At 57.0% G+C, this 13,593-nt stretch carries 19 protein-coding genes; 13 read left to right on the plus strand and 6 right to left on the minus strand.

From position 1 onward, the window contains the following. Positions 1-142: 142 nt before the first annotated feature. Positions 143-358 carry an SUMF1/EgtB/PvdO family nonheme iron enzyme gene (locus tag H6650_15080; GenBank protein MCB8953328.1) on the plus strand — a complete coding sequence of 72 codons (216 nt, stop codon included), beginning with the start codon at positions 143-145 and terminating at the stop codon, positions 356-358. Between the two features lie 128 nt (positions 359-486). Here H6650_15080 and H6650_15085 read toward each other — a convergent pair whose 3' ends face one another. Further along, the gene (locus H6650_15085; protein ID MCB8953329.1) at positions 487-648 is read right to left on the minus strand and encodes a hypothetical protein; all 162 of its coding nucleotides are present in this window, start codon (positions 646-648) and stop codon (positions 487-489) included. A gap of 34 nt (positions 649-682) precedes the next feature. On the opposite strand from H6650_15085, the gene H6650_15090 reads away from it, so the two are divergent. Both H6650_15090 and H6650_15095 read left to right on the plus strand, forming a co-directional pair. Further along, entirely contained in the window at positions 683-979 is a 297-nt protein-coding gene (locus tag H6650_15090; protein ID MCB8953330.1) for a type II toxin-antitoxin system RelE/ParE family toxin, read from the plus strand. Between the two features lie 3 nt (positions 980-982). Next, positions 983-1,267 carry a putative addiction module antidote protein gene (locus H6650_15095; protein ID MCB8953331.1) on the plus strand — a complete coding sequence of 95 codons (285 nt, stop codon included), beginning with the start codon at positions 983-985 and terminating at the stop codon, positions 1,265-1,267. Here H6650_15095 and H6650_15100 read toward each other — a convergent pair. Then, positions 1,235-1,507, minus strand: a complete 273-nt coding sequence (locus tag H6650_15100; protein ID MCB8953332.1) for a hypothetical protein — start codon at positions 1,505-1,507, stop codon at positions 1,235-1,237. The genes H6650_15095 and H6650_15100 overlap by 33 nt on opposite strands. Before the next feature lie 103 nt (positions 1,508-1,610). Between H6650_15100 and H6650_15105 the strand changes: the two genes are divergently transcribed. The 6 genes from H6650_15105 (at position 1,611) to H6650_15130 (ending at position 3,982) form a co-directional block, all read left to right on the plus strand. After that, positions 1,611-1,892, plus strand: a complete 282-nt coding sequence (locus H6650_15105; GenBank protein MCB8953333.1) for a type II toxin-antitoxin system RelE/ParE family toxin — start codon at positions 1,611-1,613, stop codon at positions 1,890-1,892. 9 nt (positions 1,893-1,901) lie between these two features. Beyond that, on the plus strand, positions 1,902-2,198 hold the full coding sequence (locus H6650_15110) for a HigA family addiction module antidote protein (protein MCB8953334.1): 297 nt from the start codon (positions 1,902-1,904) through the stop codon (positions 2,196-2,198). 221 nt (positions 2,199-2,419) lie between these two features. Beyond that, positions 2,420-2,644: a hypothetical protein gene (locus H6650_15115; protein MCB8953335.1), complete on the plus strand. Its 225-nt coding sequence runs from the start codon at positions 2,420-2,422 to the stop codon at positions 2,642-2,644. 82 nt (positions 2,645-2,726) lie between these two features. Next, complete coding sequence (locus H6650_15120) at positions 2,727-3,074, plus strand: type II toxin-antitoxin system RelE/ParE family toxin (GenBank protein MCB8953336.1); 348 nt, start codon at positions 2,727-2,729, stop codon at positions 3,072-3,074. Next, positions 3,074-3,355: an XRE family transcriptional regulator gene (locus tag H6650_15125; protein ID MCB8953337.1), complete on the plus strand. Its 282-nt coding sequence runs from the start codon at positions 3,074-3,076 to the stop codon at positions 3,353-3,355. The genes H6650_15120 and H6650_15125 overlap by 1 nt, the downstream gene beginning before the upstream one ends. Positions 3,356-3,496: 141 nt before the next feature. Continuing rightward, positions 3,497-3,982, plus strand: coding sequence for a YbaK/EbsC family protein (locus H6650_15130; protein ID MCB8953338.1), 486 nt, complete (start codon positions 3,497-3,499; stop codon positions 3,980-3,982). A gap of 58 nt (positions 3,983-4,040) precedes the next feature. On the opposite strand, the gene H6650_15135 is transcribed toward H6650_15130, so the two are convergent. From H6650_15135 to H6650_15150, 4 genes are all read right to left on the minus strand, one after another. Continuing rightward, positions 4,041-4,265 (minus strand): hypothetical protein, encoded by a 225-nt coding sequence (locus H6650_15135; protein ID MCB8953339.1) that lies wholly within the window; start codon positions 4,263-4,265, stop codon positions 4,041-4,043. Between the two features lie 1,450 nt (positions 4,266-5,715). Further along, positions 5,716-7,140 (minus strand): hypothetical protein, encoded by a 1,425-nt coding sequence (locus H6650_15140; GenBank protein ID MCB8953340.1) that lies wholly within the window; start codon positions 7,138-7,140, stop codon positions 5,716-5,718. Between the two features lie 76 nt (positions 7,141-7,216). Then, positions 7,217-8,254, minus strand: a complete 1,038-nt coding sequence (locus tag H6650_15145) for a zinc-binding dehydrogenase (GenBank protein MCB8953341.1) — start codon at positions 8,252-8,254, stop codon at positions 7,217-7,219. Next, a complete protein-coding gene (locus H6650_15150; GenBank protein MCB8953342.1) occupies positions 8,254-8,745 on the minus strand; it encodes a tetratricopeptide repeat protein in 492 nt (163 codons plus the stop codon). The genes H6650_15145 and H6650_15150 overlap by 1 nt, the downstream gene beginning before the upstream one ends. A gap of 623 nt (positions 8,746-9,368) precedes the next feature. Here H6650_15150 and pckA point away from each other — a divergent pair. The 4 genes from pckA (at position 9,369) to H6650_15170 (ending at position 13,527) form a co-directional block, all read left to right on the plus strand. Next, positions 9,369-10,985 (plus strand): phosphoenolpyruvate carboxykinase (ATP), encoded by a 1,617-nt coding sequence (gene pckA / locus H6650_15155; GenBank protein ID MCB8953343.1) that lies wholly within the window; start codon positions 9,369-9,371, stop codon positions 10,983-10,985. A gap of 70 nt (positions 10,986-11,055) precedes the next feature. After that, a complete protein-coding gene (locus tag H6650_15160) occupies positions 11,056-11,619 on the plus strand; it encodes a hypothetical protein (protein MCB8953344.1) in 564 nt (187 codons plus the stop codon). A gap of 72 nt (positions 11,620-11,691) precedes the next feature. Continuing rightward, on the plus strand, positions 11,692-12,702 hold the full coding sequence (locus H6650_15165; protein MCB8953345.1) for a transglycosylase SLT domain-containing protein: 1,011 nt from the start codon (positions 11,692-11,694) through the stop codon (positions 12,700-12,702). A 96-nt stretch (positions 12,703-12,798) separates the two neighbouring features. Next, positions 12,799-13,527: a zinc dependent phospholipase C family protein gene (locus H6650_15170; GenBank protein ID MCB8953346.1), complete on the plus strand. Its 729-nt coding sequence runs from the start codon at positions 12,799-12,801 to the stop codon at positions 13,525-13,527. Positions 13,528-13,593: the final 66 nt, after the last annotated feature.

The raw sequence follows: 13,593 nt of genomic DNA on the forward strand, positions 1-13,593 counted from the left end.
CGTAGGGCAGGTTACTAACCCGCCTCTGCCCCGCCTCCAGATTACAAAGCTCTTCAAGATTTTTGTAGTAACCGTTCACTCCCCCCGTAGGTTGAGCCTGTCGAAACCGGTTCCCTTCGGCAGGCTCAGGGAGCGGGGGTGAATGGTTCCCTTCGTTTCTGGATTACCAGGCTTTTCTGACAGTTCTGACCAGGCGACTGGTTTGTGCTGCAGGGGAACGGGCGCAAAGGTGCTTCGGGGCGGCGCGTGGAACAACAACAACCAGAACGCGCGCGCGGCCATCCGTAACAGCAGCGCCCCCGCCGACCGCGTCAGCAACGTCGGCTTTCGCTGCGCCCAGGAGTACTCTCTCCCGTAAAATGCTGGCTTCTGTTTTCTGGTTTCTGTTCGGGGGGTCTGGGGGGTCTCCCCCAGCCGCCGCGGGCGGCCCGTAGGGCGGGTTGCCAACCCGCCCCCGCCCCCAGATTACAAAAATCTTCGTAACTGCTAAGCCAGATTGGACCAATTTTCTCTGGTGAAAATGGCCATTGAGTGCGTGAAATTGGTCCAATCTCCCGAGTGTGCGCCATGCCCAAGACCTACAACAATCTCTACCCACAAATCATCGCCTTCGACAACCTGCTCGTCGCCACGGAGTAATTGATTCATCTTGACGAATTGTATCCTATAGGATACACTTTTTATGAATTATGAAATCACCAGCACATCGTTTTTTGATAAATGGCTGAAAGGATTGAAAGATCGGACAACAAGGAACAAAGTGCTTGCTCGCATCGACCGTGTTCAAAATGGCAACTTTGGTGATTTCAAGTCGCTTGATGACAATTTGTTTGAGTTGCGCTTTTTCTTTGGCGGCGGATTGCGTATTTACTACACCATCCGCCATCATCAAGTGGTTCTGCTGTTGAATGGCGGTAGCAAATCCAGCCAGAGTAGAGACATTGAAAGAGCCAGGCAAATGATTCAAGAACTGGAGTGAATTATGAGTATCAAAACCAAACCTTTCGATGTTGCGGAACATTTGGAAACAGACGACGATATCTGGGAGTTTCTTGCGGAGGTGTTGGCTACCGGCACTACTTCCGATTTTATTCATGCACTGAATACGGCTGCTAGAGCCAAAGGCATGACTGAAGTTGCCAGACAAGCAGGCGTAACGCGCGCAAGCCTATATAAATCGTTGTCAGCCGATGGCAACCCTCGGTTTGAAACGATCAGTAAAATCATTGAAGCGTTAGGAGGGCATTTGTCCGTTGTCGGTCAATAACTTCGTGCCGAGGGAGCAGCCGTCGTCATTTACTGAAACCTCTACCCGCAAAGCATCGCTTTCGACAACCTGCTCGCCGCCTACGAGCGCGCCCGCCGCGGCAAGCAGCAAACCGCCGAGATACACGCCTTTCACTTTGACCTGGAGCAGAACCTGTGGGCGCTGCACGAGAAGTTCCGCGACGGCAGCTGCCGGCCCGGCGCGTACCATAGCTTCTACATCTACAAACCGAAAAAACACAAAGTCAGCGCCGCCCCCTTCCGTGGATGAAACTATTATATTCTACGCCCCCCTGGCGTGCGCTGTCCTTGACGACCTTATCCTTTGGGGTTACTATGCTGATATGATCAAGTCGTTCGGGGACAGGGAAACGGAGCGGGTGTTTAATGGAAAGTTTGCCAGGAAATTGCCTCATGACATACAGCGTGTGGCAGAACGGAAATTGATAATGCTGCACAAATCTGTAACGTTGACTGATTTGCGTGTGCCTCCAGCAAATCGTCTGGAGGCGCTAAGGGGGAAGCGGCAAGGTCAGTACAGCATTCGGATCAACGACCAATGGCGTATTTGTTTTGAGTGGCGAGAAGATGGCGTGTATGACGTGGAGATAACGGATTATCATTGAGGTGCTGTGATGAGAGATTATGCTCCGATACATCCTGGGGAGATATTGCGGGAGGAGTTTTTGTTGCCCATGGGCATCAGCCAGTATCGACTGGCAAGGGATATTGGCGTGCCGCCTATGCGGATTAGCAAGATTGTACGAGGGGAGAGAAGTATTACGGCGGATACTGCCTTGCGCCTGGCGCGTTATTTTGGCATGTCCGTCGAATTTTGGATGGGCATTCAAGCGCATTACGATGTAGAAGTGGCAAAAATGGCGCTGGCCGATAGATTGGAGCAGGAAGTAAGGGTGTTGGCGGAGGCGTAACCCGCTCCCAGATTACAAAAATCTGCACAGATTTCTGTAATTTTCTGGCGTTGGGACTTTCTTCCCGCACAACCACAGCATTTTGTAGGGTGGGTTGCCAACTCGCCCCTGCCCCGTGTGACCCAAATCCGCGGATTCTGACGCCTTTTTTCTGTTGGCAGCTTCTTTGCGACTGTTGTGTTACCGTATCAGTAGCGATGTGGTATTGAACGAGGTGCTTCATGCCCGGGTTACTGATTAAAGATGTACCCGATGCGCTGTATCAGAAATTGAAGAAACGGGCATCTCAAAATCGGCGCCGTTTGACGAAAGAGGCATTGGCGCTGTTGGAAGCTGCTCTGGCAGATAAGGCACAGCCAGAAGTTGTTTTGCTCCTGCCTTTCAAAGGGCGCTTCCGCATCAGCAACGAATGGATTGATATGGCGAAACGCGAGGGCCGCGCGTGATTTGGTGATACGAAGCGAAATTGCAAAGACCTTCCGGTACGAGAGCCTTGTCGGGACGTACCATATTTGATACACTGCGAGCATGGATGATCAGATGCGCTTGCGGGTTCTCTTCTACAAGTCAACCAGCGGAAGGCAACCCGTGCGTGAGTGGTTAAAGGCGTTGCCGTCTCCAGATCGGAAAATAATCGGCGAAGATTTGAAGACAGCCCAATTTGGGTGGCCGTTGGGTATGCCGTTGATTCGTAAACTGGAGGCTGATTTGTGGGAAGTGCGCTCTAATCTTCCCAATCGTATTGCCCGCGTGATCTTTACCGTAGAAGAAGACAAGATGGTGCTGCTTCATGCATTTATCAAGAAGTCACAAAAAACGCCAACCAGTGATTTGGAGGTAGCCAGAAGGCGGTTGCAGGCGCTGCGAGGAGAATGATGAACGAGAAGCATTTAGGAGATAGTTTGGACGACTTCTTGCAGGAAGAAGGGCTGTTGGCGGAAGCGGAGGCCGTTGCTATTAAGCGGGTTATCGCTTATCAGATTTTTCAATTGATGACGGAGCAAAATCTGTCCAAAGCCGAAATGGCGCGGCGTATGCAAACCAGTCGCGCTGCTGTTGACAGGTTACTTGACCCGAGCAATGCGTCCGCAACGCTGGCTACATTGGAAAAGGCGGCGTTGGTGCTGGGAAAACGGTTGCAAGTAGCGCTCGTGTAAAAGCCCTTTTCTGGCTCTTTAGGATCTCAGGGGGAGTGGAGGCTTTAGCCGGAACGGTTCCGACTAAAGTCTCCACTCCGCCCCATATTTAGGCCATGTGGCCGGAGATTGTGTTCCGGTAATGTTTGGAAACGATGTTTTATGGTAAATAGGGTGATGGATGCGGGGGATTTGGAGCAGTATGTGCGCGAGGCGGGGATTCCGGCGGAGGTGGTGCGCTTGGCGGTAGAGACGCCAACTGTATCCGCGGCGGCTACCGCCGTAAATGCTTCCGTAGACCAGATTGTGAAGTCGCTGCTGTTCCTGGTGGATGGGGAACCGCTGCTGGTGGTGGCGAATGGGGAGACGCGGGTGGGATATAAGCGGCTGGCGGATTACCTGGGGGTGAGCCGGCGGCGGGTGAAGCTGGCCAACGCGGCGCAGGTGCGGGAGATTTTGGGGTATGAGGTAGGAGCCGTGCCCCCGTTTGGACACAAGACGCCCGTGCGCACGTTGGTGGAGGCGGGGGTGCTGGCGCAGGAGGAGGTTTACGCGGGCGGCGGAGGCATGAACGCGCTGGTGCGGCTGCGGGTGGCGGAACTGCTGCGGGTGATTGGGGGCGAAACCGCGAATCTGGCGCAGGAATAAAAAACTCAGCCACGAATTTCACGAATGGCACGAATTTTGGCTGTTTTTGCTCGGACCATTAGAGCTTGTCCGCGGGCGGGGGCTTGTGACCGCGCCAGCGCAGCAGGGCGGCAGCGTATCCTTTGCGGAGCATGAAACGGTCCGCCTCTGTACGACGCTGCGTTAATTCATGTCGCCCGGCATCGGTTAATGTTCCTGCTGCGTTCTTGTCCAGCAATTCCTGGTACCGTTCCATGTCTACCAGAGCGCGGCTGCGCGCAATTTGCCAAAGGGTGTGTTTCAAATGGGTTGTTCTGGCTGCCCGCGCCGTAGGACAATTTGCCTAAATTGTCCCTTCACGGCGGAGGACAATTCGGCGAATGCGAATTGTCCTACAGCAAACAACAGTCAACTGAAATGAAACACACCCTTTTCCAAATCGCCCGTCCGATTTTCCAAAGGGTGTGTTTCAAATGGGTTGCTCAGGCTGCCCGCGCCGTAGGACAATTTGCCTAAATTGTCCCTTCACGGCGGAGGACAATTCGGCGAATTGTCCTACAGCAAACAATAGTCAACTGAAATGAAACGCACCCTTTTCCAAATCGCCCGTCCGATTTTCCAAAGGGTGTGTTTCAAATAGGTTGCTCAGGCTGCCCGCGCCGTAGGACAATTTGCCTAAATTGTCCCTTCACGGCGGAGGACAATTCGGCGAATTGTCCTACAGCAAACAATAGTCAACTGAAATGAAACGCACCCTTTTCCAAATCGCCCGTCCGATTTTCCAAAGGGTGTGTTTCAAATGGGTTGTTCAGGCTGCCCGCGCCGTAGGACAATTTGCCTAAATTGTCCCTTCACGGCGGAGGACAATTCGGCGAATTGTCCTACAGCAAGCAACAGTCAACTGAAATGAAACACACCCTTTTCCAAATCGCCCGTCCGATTTTCCAAAGGGTGTTTTCAAATGGGTTGTTTCTCAGAGGCTGCCCGCGCCGTAGGACAATTTGCCTAAATTGTCCCCTTCATGGCGGAGGACAATTCGGCGAATGCGAATTGTCCTACAGCAAACAACAGTCAACTGAAATGAAACGCACCCTTTTCCAAATCGCCCGTCCGATTTTCCAAAGGGTGTGTTTCAAATGGGTTGTTCAGGCTGCCCGCGCCGTAGGACAATTTGCCTAAATTGTCCCTTCACGGCGGAGGACAATTCGGCGAATTGTCCTACAGCAAACAACAGTCAACTGAAATGAAACACACCCCTTTCCAAATCGCCCGTCCGATTTTCCAAAGGGTGTGTTTCAAATGGGTTGCTCAGGCTGCCCGCGCCGTAGGACAATTTGCCTAAATTGTCCCTTCATGGCGGAGGACAATTCGGCGAATTGTCCTACAGCAAACAATAGTCAACTGAAATGAAACGCACCCTTTTCCAAATCGCCCGTCCGATTTTCCAAAGGGTGTGTTTCAAATAGGTTGTTCAGGCTGCCCGCGCCGTAGGACAATTTGCCTAAATTGTCCCTTCACGGCGGAGGACAATTCGGCGAATTGTCCTACAGCAAACAATAGTCAACTGAAATGAAACGCACCCTTTTCCAAATCGCCCGTCCGATTTTCCAAAGGGTGTGTTTCAAATGGGTTGTTCAGGCTGCCCGCGCCGTAGGACAATTTGCCTAAATTGTCCCTTCACGGCGGAGGACAATTCGGCGAATTGTCCTACAGAAAACAATAGTATGTGTGGGGCGGCGGGTTAGCAACTTGCTTTACGGAGGTGGGGTGAGGAAGGTGACTTCGGGGTAGGCGGGGGAGGGGGCGTCGAGGAGGGGGGCGGATTGGTTTTTGAGGGCGCGGTCGAAGAAGGCGAGGGTGTAGGCGTTGAGGAGGGGGCGGCCGCGGGATGCGCCGATGGTGCCGGCAAGTCCCAGCCGATGCGCCAGGGGCGTGAGCAGGGGGATGTCGGTGAAATCGAAGTGTTCCGTGCCTTCGATCTCCATTACCGTCCCCCCGGCCTGCAAATGGCCGTAAACCTGCCACAACCGGGCGTCATTTTCCGCGTTGAAGATGCTGTTGGACGCTTTCATGAAAAGCGCCGGCGGGACGTAGGGAACCTGGGCAATCACATCATCGGAAACGGGGTTGAGCCAGCCATCCAGCACCAGCAGCGCACCACAGCGGGCGTCGCGGCCACACATTTCCACTGCGCCGCCGCCGCCCGTGGAGTGGCCGAAGACGCCCACGCGCGCCAGGTCGAGATGCCCGGCGAGGGGACCGGACTCGTTCCAGAGCGCGGCCTGATCCAGCAGGAATTGCAGGTCGGCGGCGAAAACGCGCACGACGTTGTTGCTGCTGATGGCGTAAGCGACGGGATCGCTGTCGTCGAGGAGGGCGGGATTGCTGAGGACGACGCGGTCTGGGGGCAGCACGGTGACGACGGCGGCATGGGTGTGGTCGGGGGCGATGACGATGTAGCCGCGGCTGGCGAGTTCTTCCATCTGGAAGGTGTTTTGCGCGCGCATGCCTTGCCAGCCGTGGGAGAAGAGGAGAACGGGGAAGGGGGCGGCATCATCGGCAACGGGGGCGTCGAGGTGGGCGTGGGTGTGGGTGAGATTGATGTGGCCGAGGAAGAATGCCGGCAATCCCAATCGTTTCGCCAATACAGGAGCCGCCGTCTGCAAATGGTCCAGGTAGGGCGCCAGAGGTGTATCCGCGTCGGCAGCGGCGGGATACCAGATTTGCGTCATCAACTCCCGCGGCTGCGTCGGATCGCCCAGCAGATCAGGCCGTGCTTCGTCCACCAGATGCAGGATAGTCGTGCCCACGGCATAGGGGCCGGTGGGCGGGGGTAGCTGGGGCACGGGCAGCAGGATAGGCAGCGCCACCGCCCCCAACCAGAGCAGCAGGTCGCTCAGGGAAAAGGCGCGGGGCTTGCGCGGTTGGCCGTTGCCGTTGCGCTGCATGAGGGCGGTGAAGGCGCTCAGGCTGAGGATGGCGGTGAGCAGATAGGCGGGGACCATCTGCCAGCGGTAATGTTCCAGCAGCAGGTGCAGGAGGGCGATGAGCAGTCCCACAAATGGCAGAAATCGCATGAAGGTGTGCCAGCGGACCAGGGCGGGGACGCGGTCGGTCAGGATGGGCCAGATGACGGCGATAAAGAGGGTGAGCAGGAGGAGGATTTCGAAGGGACGCATAATTAACCATTAACGGTGAACGGTGAACGGGGAAACGCCATTCGGTTGCCGGGAACTATCAACCACCAACCGACCATCAACCGGGTATCTCCAACACCAATTTGCCGGCAATATCACCATCACGGAGGCGGTGGAGGGCGGCAGGGCCTTCCGTGAGGGGATAGATGGTGTCGATGACGGGGCGGAGTTTGCCCTGGAACATCAATTGCATGACGCGCTCATAGTCGGGCTGCGGTCCCATGGTGCTGCCGATGATGCGCAGGTGCTTGCCAAACATGAGGCGGTTGTCGAACTCGAATTTGGGGCCGCTGGTGTTGCCTACGGTGAGTAGGCGGCCTCCTTTTTTCAGGGCGCGCAGGGAAAGATGGTAGGTGGCCGCGCCCACATTATCCACGACGACGTCCACGCCCTGGCGGTTAGTGGCCTTGTAGACGGCGCGGCTCCAATCTTCCTGGCTGCGGTCGATGGTCACGTCCGCGCCCAGTTCGCGCGCCTGGGCCAGTTTTGCCGCATTTGATCCTACCACGTAGATGGTGCGCGCGCCGGCAAGTCGGGCTATCTGGATGGCGGCGGTGTTCACGCCCCCGCCCGCGCCGACGATGAGGACGTCTTCGCCCGCTTGCAGGCCGCCGGCCTGGATGAGGGAGTGCCAGGCGGTGACGAAGACGAGGGAGGCGGCGGCAGCGTGGGCGAAGCTGACGTGATCGGGCAGGGGAAGGAGGTTGCGTGCCGGCACGCGCGCGTATTCCGCGTAAAATCCGGGCAGATGTTCACCGAAAATGGCGAACTGATCACACATATGGTCGCGTCCAGACCGGCAGAAATCACACCAGCCGCAGCTATACGTGGGATTGACGGCGACGCGGTCTCCCACCCGGTAGTGGGTGACATTGGCGCCGACCTGGGCCACCACGCCCGCGCCATCGCTGCCCATCACGTGCGGCAGCTTCAGTTTGAGGGCGGGCCAACCCGCGAGAACCCACAGGTCCAGTCGATTCAGAGCCGCGGCCCGCGGCGCAAGCAGCACGTCATCCGCGCCAATTTCCGGCACGGGCACATCCGCGACCGCGACCTGATCCAGGTCGCCATGCGCATGAAAAACAACCGCCTTCATTATTCCACCACCTCGTCGAGATTGTCCTTGTAGTAATCGAGCGCATCGCTGTAGGCCGAAATATCTTCGTCCCGGGTCGTTTCCAGCAGCAGCGCCAGCAGCGTGCGCACCGCGTCTTCATGGCGACCGACGCTGTAGTAGGCCAGGGCCAGGAAAACGCGCCCGCTGTTGTTGTTCGGGAATTGGGCCACGGCTTCTTCCAGCGTGTCCACGGCGTCGGCGAACTGACCGGTGACGCGCTGGCTGCTGCCCAGGCAGACGAGACATTCTTGCAGGTCGTTGTCGGCGAGGCCGTTGTCGATGGCATCCTGATAGTAGGGGATGGCATCTCGTTCTTCGCCGAGGACGTCAAAGGAGCCGCCGACCTCAAAGAGAACGAGGGGGTCGTCGGGGTACTCCTTCATGAGTTGGAATAACAACCGCTGCGATTCTTCTAATTGGTCGTCCTGCCGCAGTTTGCGCGCCAGGGTGATCGTGTCTGTCTTGTTCATGGCATTTCCTGTTGGCCGATAGATGGATTCCGCGCCCATGGGGGCAATGCACTGGAATGATAGACGGCTCCGGGGGAAATCGCAACCGGGATGGGGGGACAAAGTTGATCGTTAGCGGTTGGTAGTACCCTGACCCGCTCTTCGAGCATGGTGATCAATGGGTACTTGAGTCTGGCGAAATCCACGTAGGGTAATCGGAGCCGAGGCTTTGGCCGGGTCAAACCCCATATGTGGGTCGGCTGAAACCTTCACACCCAAGACGCCGGTGGTCAGTGGATAGTGAGAAGTGGGCAGAGCGCCGCCCGCAACTATCATCAAGATAAATCCACGTCATTGGCGCAGTATGTGCTTATTTTCGTCCCTCGTAGAAAGAACGAAGGACGTATTCGCCATTCGTCATTCATCCATGACGCGCCTCGGTTTATGGTGGTTCGTTTGTGATTATTTGCACGATTCAGTTGTCATTCCCGCGCCAGGGGGGTAAACTGACAGGTGAGAAAGAAGCGATGCAAGTCGTTACCCGGATTGGCGATATCCTGTTCGCCCGGAACCAATGGTGATTAACTGACGACAGTCGCTATTCCGCCACCACGTGCCATTATCCCAATTACAAGGAGCAGATCATGCAACACTTCGGTTCGTTCGTCGGAAAATATGGTGTAGAGAATCATGGCATCAAGAATGCCGGCACAGTCTACTGGAACCTCACCACCCCCATGCTCTATGAACAGGCGGTACGCCGTCGTGAAGGTACTATCGCCCACCTGGGTCCCCTCGTCGTCCACACCGGCGACCACACGGGCCGGTCTCCCAACGATAAATTCATCGTGCGCGAACCCACCAGCGAAAACGACATCTGGTGGGGCAAAGTCAACCGCGACATCAGCCAGGAAAAATTTGATAACCTGCTGCGCAAGATGCTGGCCTACCTGCAAAACCGCGACATCTTCGTCTTCGATGGCTACGCCGGGGCCGATTCTGACTATCGCCTGCCGGTGCGCGTCATCACCGAATATGCCTGGCACAACCTGTTTGCCCGCAACATGTTCATCCGCGAACCCAACCCGGAGAAACTGGTGAACATCGTCCCCGGCTTCACGGTGATTGATATGCCCCGCTTCCATGCCGAACCGGAGTGGGACGGAACGAACAGCCGCACCTTTATCCTCGTAGATTTTGGCAAACATCTCGTTCTCATTGGTGGCACGGAATATGGCGGTGAAATCAAGAAGAGCATCTTCAGCGCTCTCAACTACTACCTTCCCAAGCGGGGCGTCCTCAGTATGCATTGCAGCGCCAACTACGGCGTGGACAAGGATGATGTGGCCCTGTTCTTTGGTCTCAGCGGCACGGGCAAAACGACACTGAGCAATGACCCCGCCCGCCACCTGATCGGCGACGACGAACATGGCTGGAGCGACAACGGCGTTTTTAATTTCGAGGGAGGCTGCTACGCCAAAGTGATTCGCCTGGATCCGAAAGGGGAACCGGAGATTTACGAGACGACGCGCCGCTTTGGCACGATTCTGGAGAATGTGGTTTACAACAGCGATGATCGGCATCTGAATCTGGACGATGACGCCTATACGGAAAACACGCGCTCCAGCTATCCGATCACGCACATTGGCAACGCCGACCCGATGGGCATTGGCGGGCATCCGAAGAACGTCATCTTCCTGACGGCGGATGCGTTTGGCGTGTTGCCGCCTATCAGCCGTCTGACGAAGGCGCAGGCGATGTACCATTTTCTTAGCGGGTATACGGCGAAAGTTGCCGGCACGGAACGCGGCGTCACCGAACCCCAAGCAACCTTCAGCGCCTGCTTTGGCGCCCCCTTCATGCCCCTCCATCCCGGCGCGTACGCCAAACTGCTGGGCGAAAAGATCGACGCCCACAATGCCACCGTCTGGCTGCTGAACACCGGTTGGAGCGGCGGCCCCTACGGCGTCGGTTCGCGCATGAAACTGGCCTACACCCGTCGCATGGTCAGCGCCATCCTCGCCGGCGACCTGGATAATGCCGAGTTTGAAAAGGACCCCGTTTTTGGTCTCTACGTGCCTAAGCATGTCCAGGACGTGCCCGACAAAGTGCTGCGTCCCCGTGAGACGTGGGAATCGCCGGAAGCATACGATGTGCAGGCGATGAAACTGGCGCGCATGTTCCAGGCGAACTTCAAGCAGTTTGAAAGCGGCGTCACCTCGGAAGTCGTCGCCGCCGGTCCGCTGGTAGAAATGGCCTGATTCGGTTTCACCGGTTAACGAGTGCGACGCATGGCTCAATTGCGTCGCACTTTATCCTTTTTATCCAACGATGGCTCAGTACCCACCGCTGCGACACAAACTGCCGGGCCGCCTCTATCGACGCGACCAGGAGACCGTTCTCTGGCTGGATCATACAGTGGCGGACATCGTCTTTGTGCGTTATGCCCTGGTGACAATCGGGCGTGAGGAGGAGATATTTCCTGCTTTTCTGCTGGATGATTGGGGTAACGAACAGCGCCGATTGAGCCTCTACCAATGGGTGCGCGAGGAAGGCGACCGCTTCCCGCGCGCGGAGATTTTTGGCGCGAATCTGGGTGGCGAAGATGAGCAATGTTTCCTGCGCGAGATGGAGCGGCATATGAGCCTTCCCTGCTACGCATACCTGGACGCCGACGCGCCGTTGTCCACGGGGGCGCGCCTGACGGACATCATGCTGCCCGCGCCGGATGTGACCACGCCGCGGCGCATTGATTGCCCGACGGCTATTGCGCCACCTCTTTGCTATGCCCGCGTGCAGTGGTGGCAAGGTCCCGCCGTGGGGCCATCGTCGGAAGACGGATACGACCCGTGGCCGGCCAGGTTGCGCGAGAAGGGCGATGCGCCTGGATATTGACATAGCGTGAACATGTCTCGATTGTGGAAGATTGACTCTACTGAAAAAAGGCCAAAAACCGGGTTTTTGCATATGAACCACTCTGGTAATTTCAGCCGAACAATCAAAAAACCCGGTTTTTTCAGTGAACTCAAGATTATTGCCGGCATTCTCGTCCTGACACTCATACTCTGGCAACTTGTCCTCGGCGCATCCGCCGCCAGAGCCAGCGTCGATCCCGTCGCCATTACCACCTTGCGACAAGTTGTTCCCCTCGACTTCCTGGCGCCTACCTGGCAGGGTAACATCCGCCGCTGGTCGCCAGAAATCCACTCCATCTCCCAAAAATACGGCATCGACCCCGACCTCATCGCCGCCGTCGTGGAGGCGGAATCTCACGGTGATCCCATTGCCGAAAGCCACGTGGGCGCTGTGGGATTGATGGGCGTCATGCCCACGGGGCCTGGTTTTGAATGGCGGCCAACAAAAGAGGAACTGCGCGACCCGCTGACGAATCTCGACTGGGGCACGGCCATCCTCACCGACATCTTGCGCCAATCGGGTGGGGACATCAGCGCGGCCCTGGCCGCCTACAACGGCGGATGGGAGCAAACCGACATCCCCGTGACGCAGCAATATGCCGCCCAGGTCCTCAATTATTACGGAAAAGCCGTGGCCGCGCGTTCTGGCGTCGCCCCGGAGATCGCCACGGAGTGGTCTATTGCCGTAGAAATCAATCGCGGCTACATTCCCAGCCAGACATTGTTGTTGGGACGGGAACCATTTTCCGGGCTACGCACCTATGGCGAGCCTATGCTTTTTCGGGACGTGGACAGCATGGGGCGGGCGTTTTATATTCGTGCCTACGCGGTTCCCGTGGCGCTGCGCGTGCCGCTAGAGGAGGCGACGGCCCCATTTGGGGCCAGCGATGTGGTGGAGCCGATGATGATGGCCCGCCTGGGGTTGGAGGAACCGCAAAAAGTGGCAACATCTAACCCGCATGTGTTGTTGGCCTGCCTGCCCAGTCTACGCCGCTTGCGCGGGCGGTTGAGCACACGCTGGTATGCGCCCAGCGGCTGCCCCGCCTCCGTGCGGTCTGATTGACCCGGAGTCCGCCAGATTTTTCCCTCTGGCGCGCCCGTTGTATAATTCCCCCTTATGCCTACGCCATTCATGCATTTGCAGATAGCCGAACGAATTATGACCGAGCCGGTGCTGCCGCGGGCAACGCGCCAGCTTCTGACCACGTCGTGGCCTGCTTTTTACTTCGGCAATGTGGCCCCGGATTTTCAGGCGGTGTGTGGTCTGCCACGCGAAACGACGCATTTCTATGGCACGCCCCCGCAGCCCGACGAAGAAGCGTATGAGGTAATGCTGCGGCAGTACCCCGAACTGGCGCGAGTGGGGGAGATGTCGCCGACGCGGATGGCTTTTGTGGCCGGATACTGTGTCCATCTTTTGTTTGATGTTTGCTGGTTCCGCGAGATTTTGGTCCCGTTTTTTCTGGAGCCGTCGTATTGGCAAGATAACGGGCAGCGGTTTTTGTCGCATAATGTGTTGTTGATTTACCTGGATCGAGTGGCGTTGAATTCGTTGTCGGTGGATGCCGGCATTGATCTTGCCGCCGCCGAACCTGATCACTGGCTACCCTTTGCCGGCGACGATCAACTGCGCCTATGGCGCGACAACATCGTGCCCCAACTACGTCCGCGCGCCCGTGTGCAAACCATCGACGTCTACGCGCAGCGGATGCGCCTGGACCCGGCCACCTTTGCCGCTCATTTGCAAGACCCTGACTGGATGGCGGAGCATTTGTTCAACAAAGTGCCTTTGTATGAGGTACAGGGGGTGTTGGACAGATGCCGGCAGCGCAGCCTTTCCCTCCTCACCAACTACCTGGCTCAACCGGCGCGGCAACCCCTACCCTGATTCCACAAACCGTTCTTTTTCGTGGCCCGCGCCGCGTCGTCAGCCCGACGCTCCCTGGCGCGAGCC

This window comes from Ardenticatenales bacterium (assembly GCA_020634515.1).
Lineage (GTDB): Bacteria > Chloroflexota > Anaerolineae > Promineifilales > Promineifilaceae > JAGVTM01.

What these genes read in the sequence shown, in the direction of transcription:
- H6650_15080 (MCB8953328.1), top strand. Translation starts at nt 143, where the DNA reads ATGGTTCCCTTCGTTTCTGGATTACCAGGCTTTTCTGACAGTTCTGAC.
- H6650_15085 (MCB8953329.1), bottom strand. Translation starts at nt 648, where the DNA reads ATGAATCAATTACTCCGTGGCGACGAGCAGGTTGTCGAAGGCGATGAT.
- H6650_15090 (MCB8953330.1), top strand. Translation starts at nt 683, where the DNA reads ATGAATTATGAAATCACCAGCACATCGTTTTTTGATAAATGGCTGAAA.
- H6650_15095 (MCB8953331.1), top strand. Translation starts at nt 983, where the DNA reads ATGAGTATCAAAACCAAACCTTTCGATGTTGCGGAACATTTGGAAACA.
- H6650_15105 (MCB8953333.1), top strand. Translation starts at nt 1,611, where the DNA reads ATGATCAAGTCGTTCGGGGACAGGGAAACGGAGCGGGTGTTTAATGGA.
- H6650_15110 (MCB8953334.1), top strand. Translation starts at nt 1,902, where the DNA reads ATGAGAGATTATGCTCCGATACATCCTGGGGAGATATTGCGGGAGGAG.
- H6650_15115 (MCB8953335.1), top strand. Translation starts at nt 2,420, where the DNA reads ATGCCCGGGTTACTGATTAAAGATGTACCCGATGCGCTGTATCAGAAA.
- H6650_15120 (MCB8953336.1), top strand. Translation starts at nt 2,727, where the DNA reads ATGGATGATCAGATGCGCTTGCGGGTTCTCTTCTACAAGTCAACCAGC.
- H6650_15125 (MCB8953337.1), top strand. Translation starts at nt 3,074, where the DNA reads ATGAACGAGAAGCATTTAGGAGATAGTTTGGACGACTTCTTGCAGGAA.
- H6650_15130 (MCB8953338.1), top strand. Translation starts at nt 3,497, where the DNA reads ATGGTAAATAGGGTGATGGATGCGGGGGATTTGGAGCAGTATGTGCGC.
- H6650_15140 (MCB8953340.1), bottom strand. Translation starts at nt 7,140, where the DNA reads ATGCGTCCCTTCGAAATCCTCCTCCTGCTCACCCTCTTTATCGCCGTC.
- H6650_15145 (MCB8953341.1), bottom strand. Translation starts at nt 8,254, where the DNA reads ATGAAGGCGGTTGTTTTTCATGCGCATGGCGACCTGGATCAGGTCGCG.
- H6650_15150 (MCB8953342.1), bottom strand. Translation starts at nt 8,745, where the DNA reads ATGAACAAGACAGACACGATCACCCTGGCGCGCAAACTGCGGCAGGAC.
- pckA (MCB8953343.1), top strand. Translation starts at nt 9,369, where the DNA reads ATGCAACACTTCGGTTCGTTCGTCGGAAAATATGGTGTAGAGAATCAT.
- H6650_15160 (MCB8953344.1), top strand. Translation starts at nt 11,056, where the DNA reads ATGGCTCAGTACCCACCGCTGCGACACAAACTGCCGGGCCGCCTCTAT.
- H6650_15165 (MCB8953345.1), top strand. Translation starts at nt 11,692, where the DNA reads ATGAACCACTCTGGTAATTTCAGCCGAACAATCAAAAAACCCGGTTTT.
- H6650_15170 (MCB8953346.1), top strand. Translation starts at nt 12,799, where the DNA reads ATGACCGAGCCGGTGCTGCCGCGGGCAACGCGCCAGCTTCTGACCACG.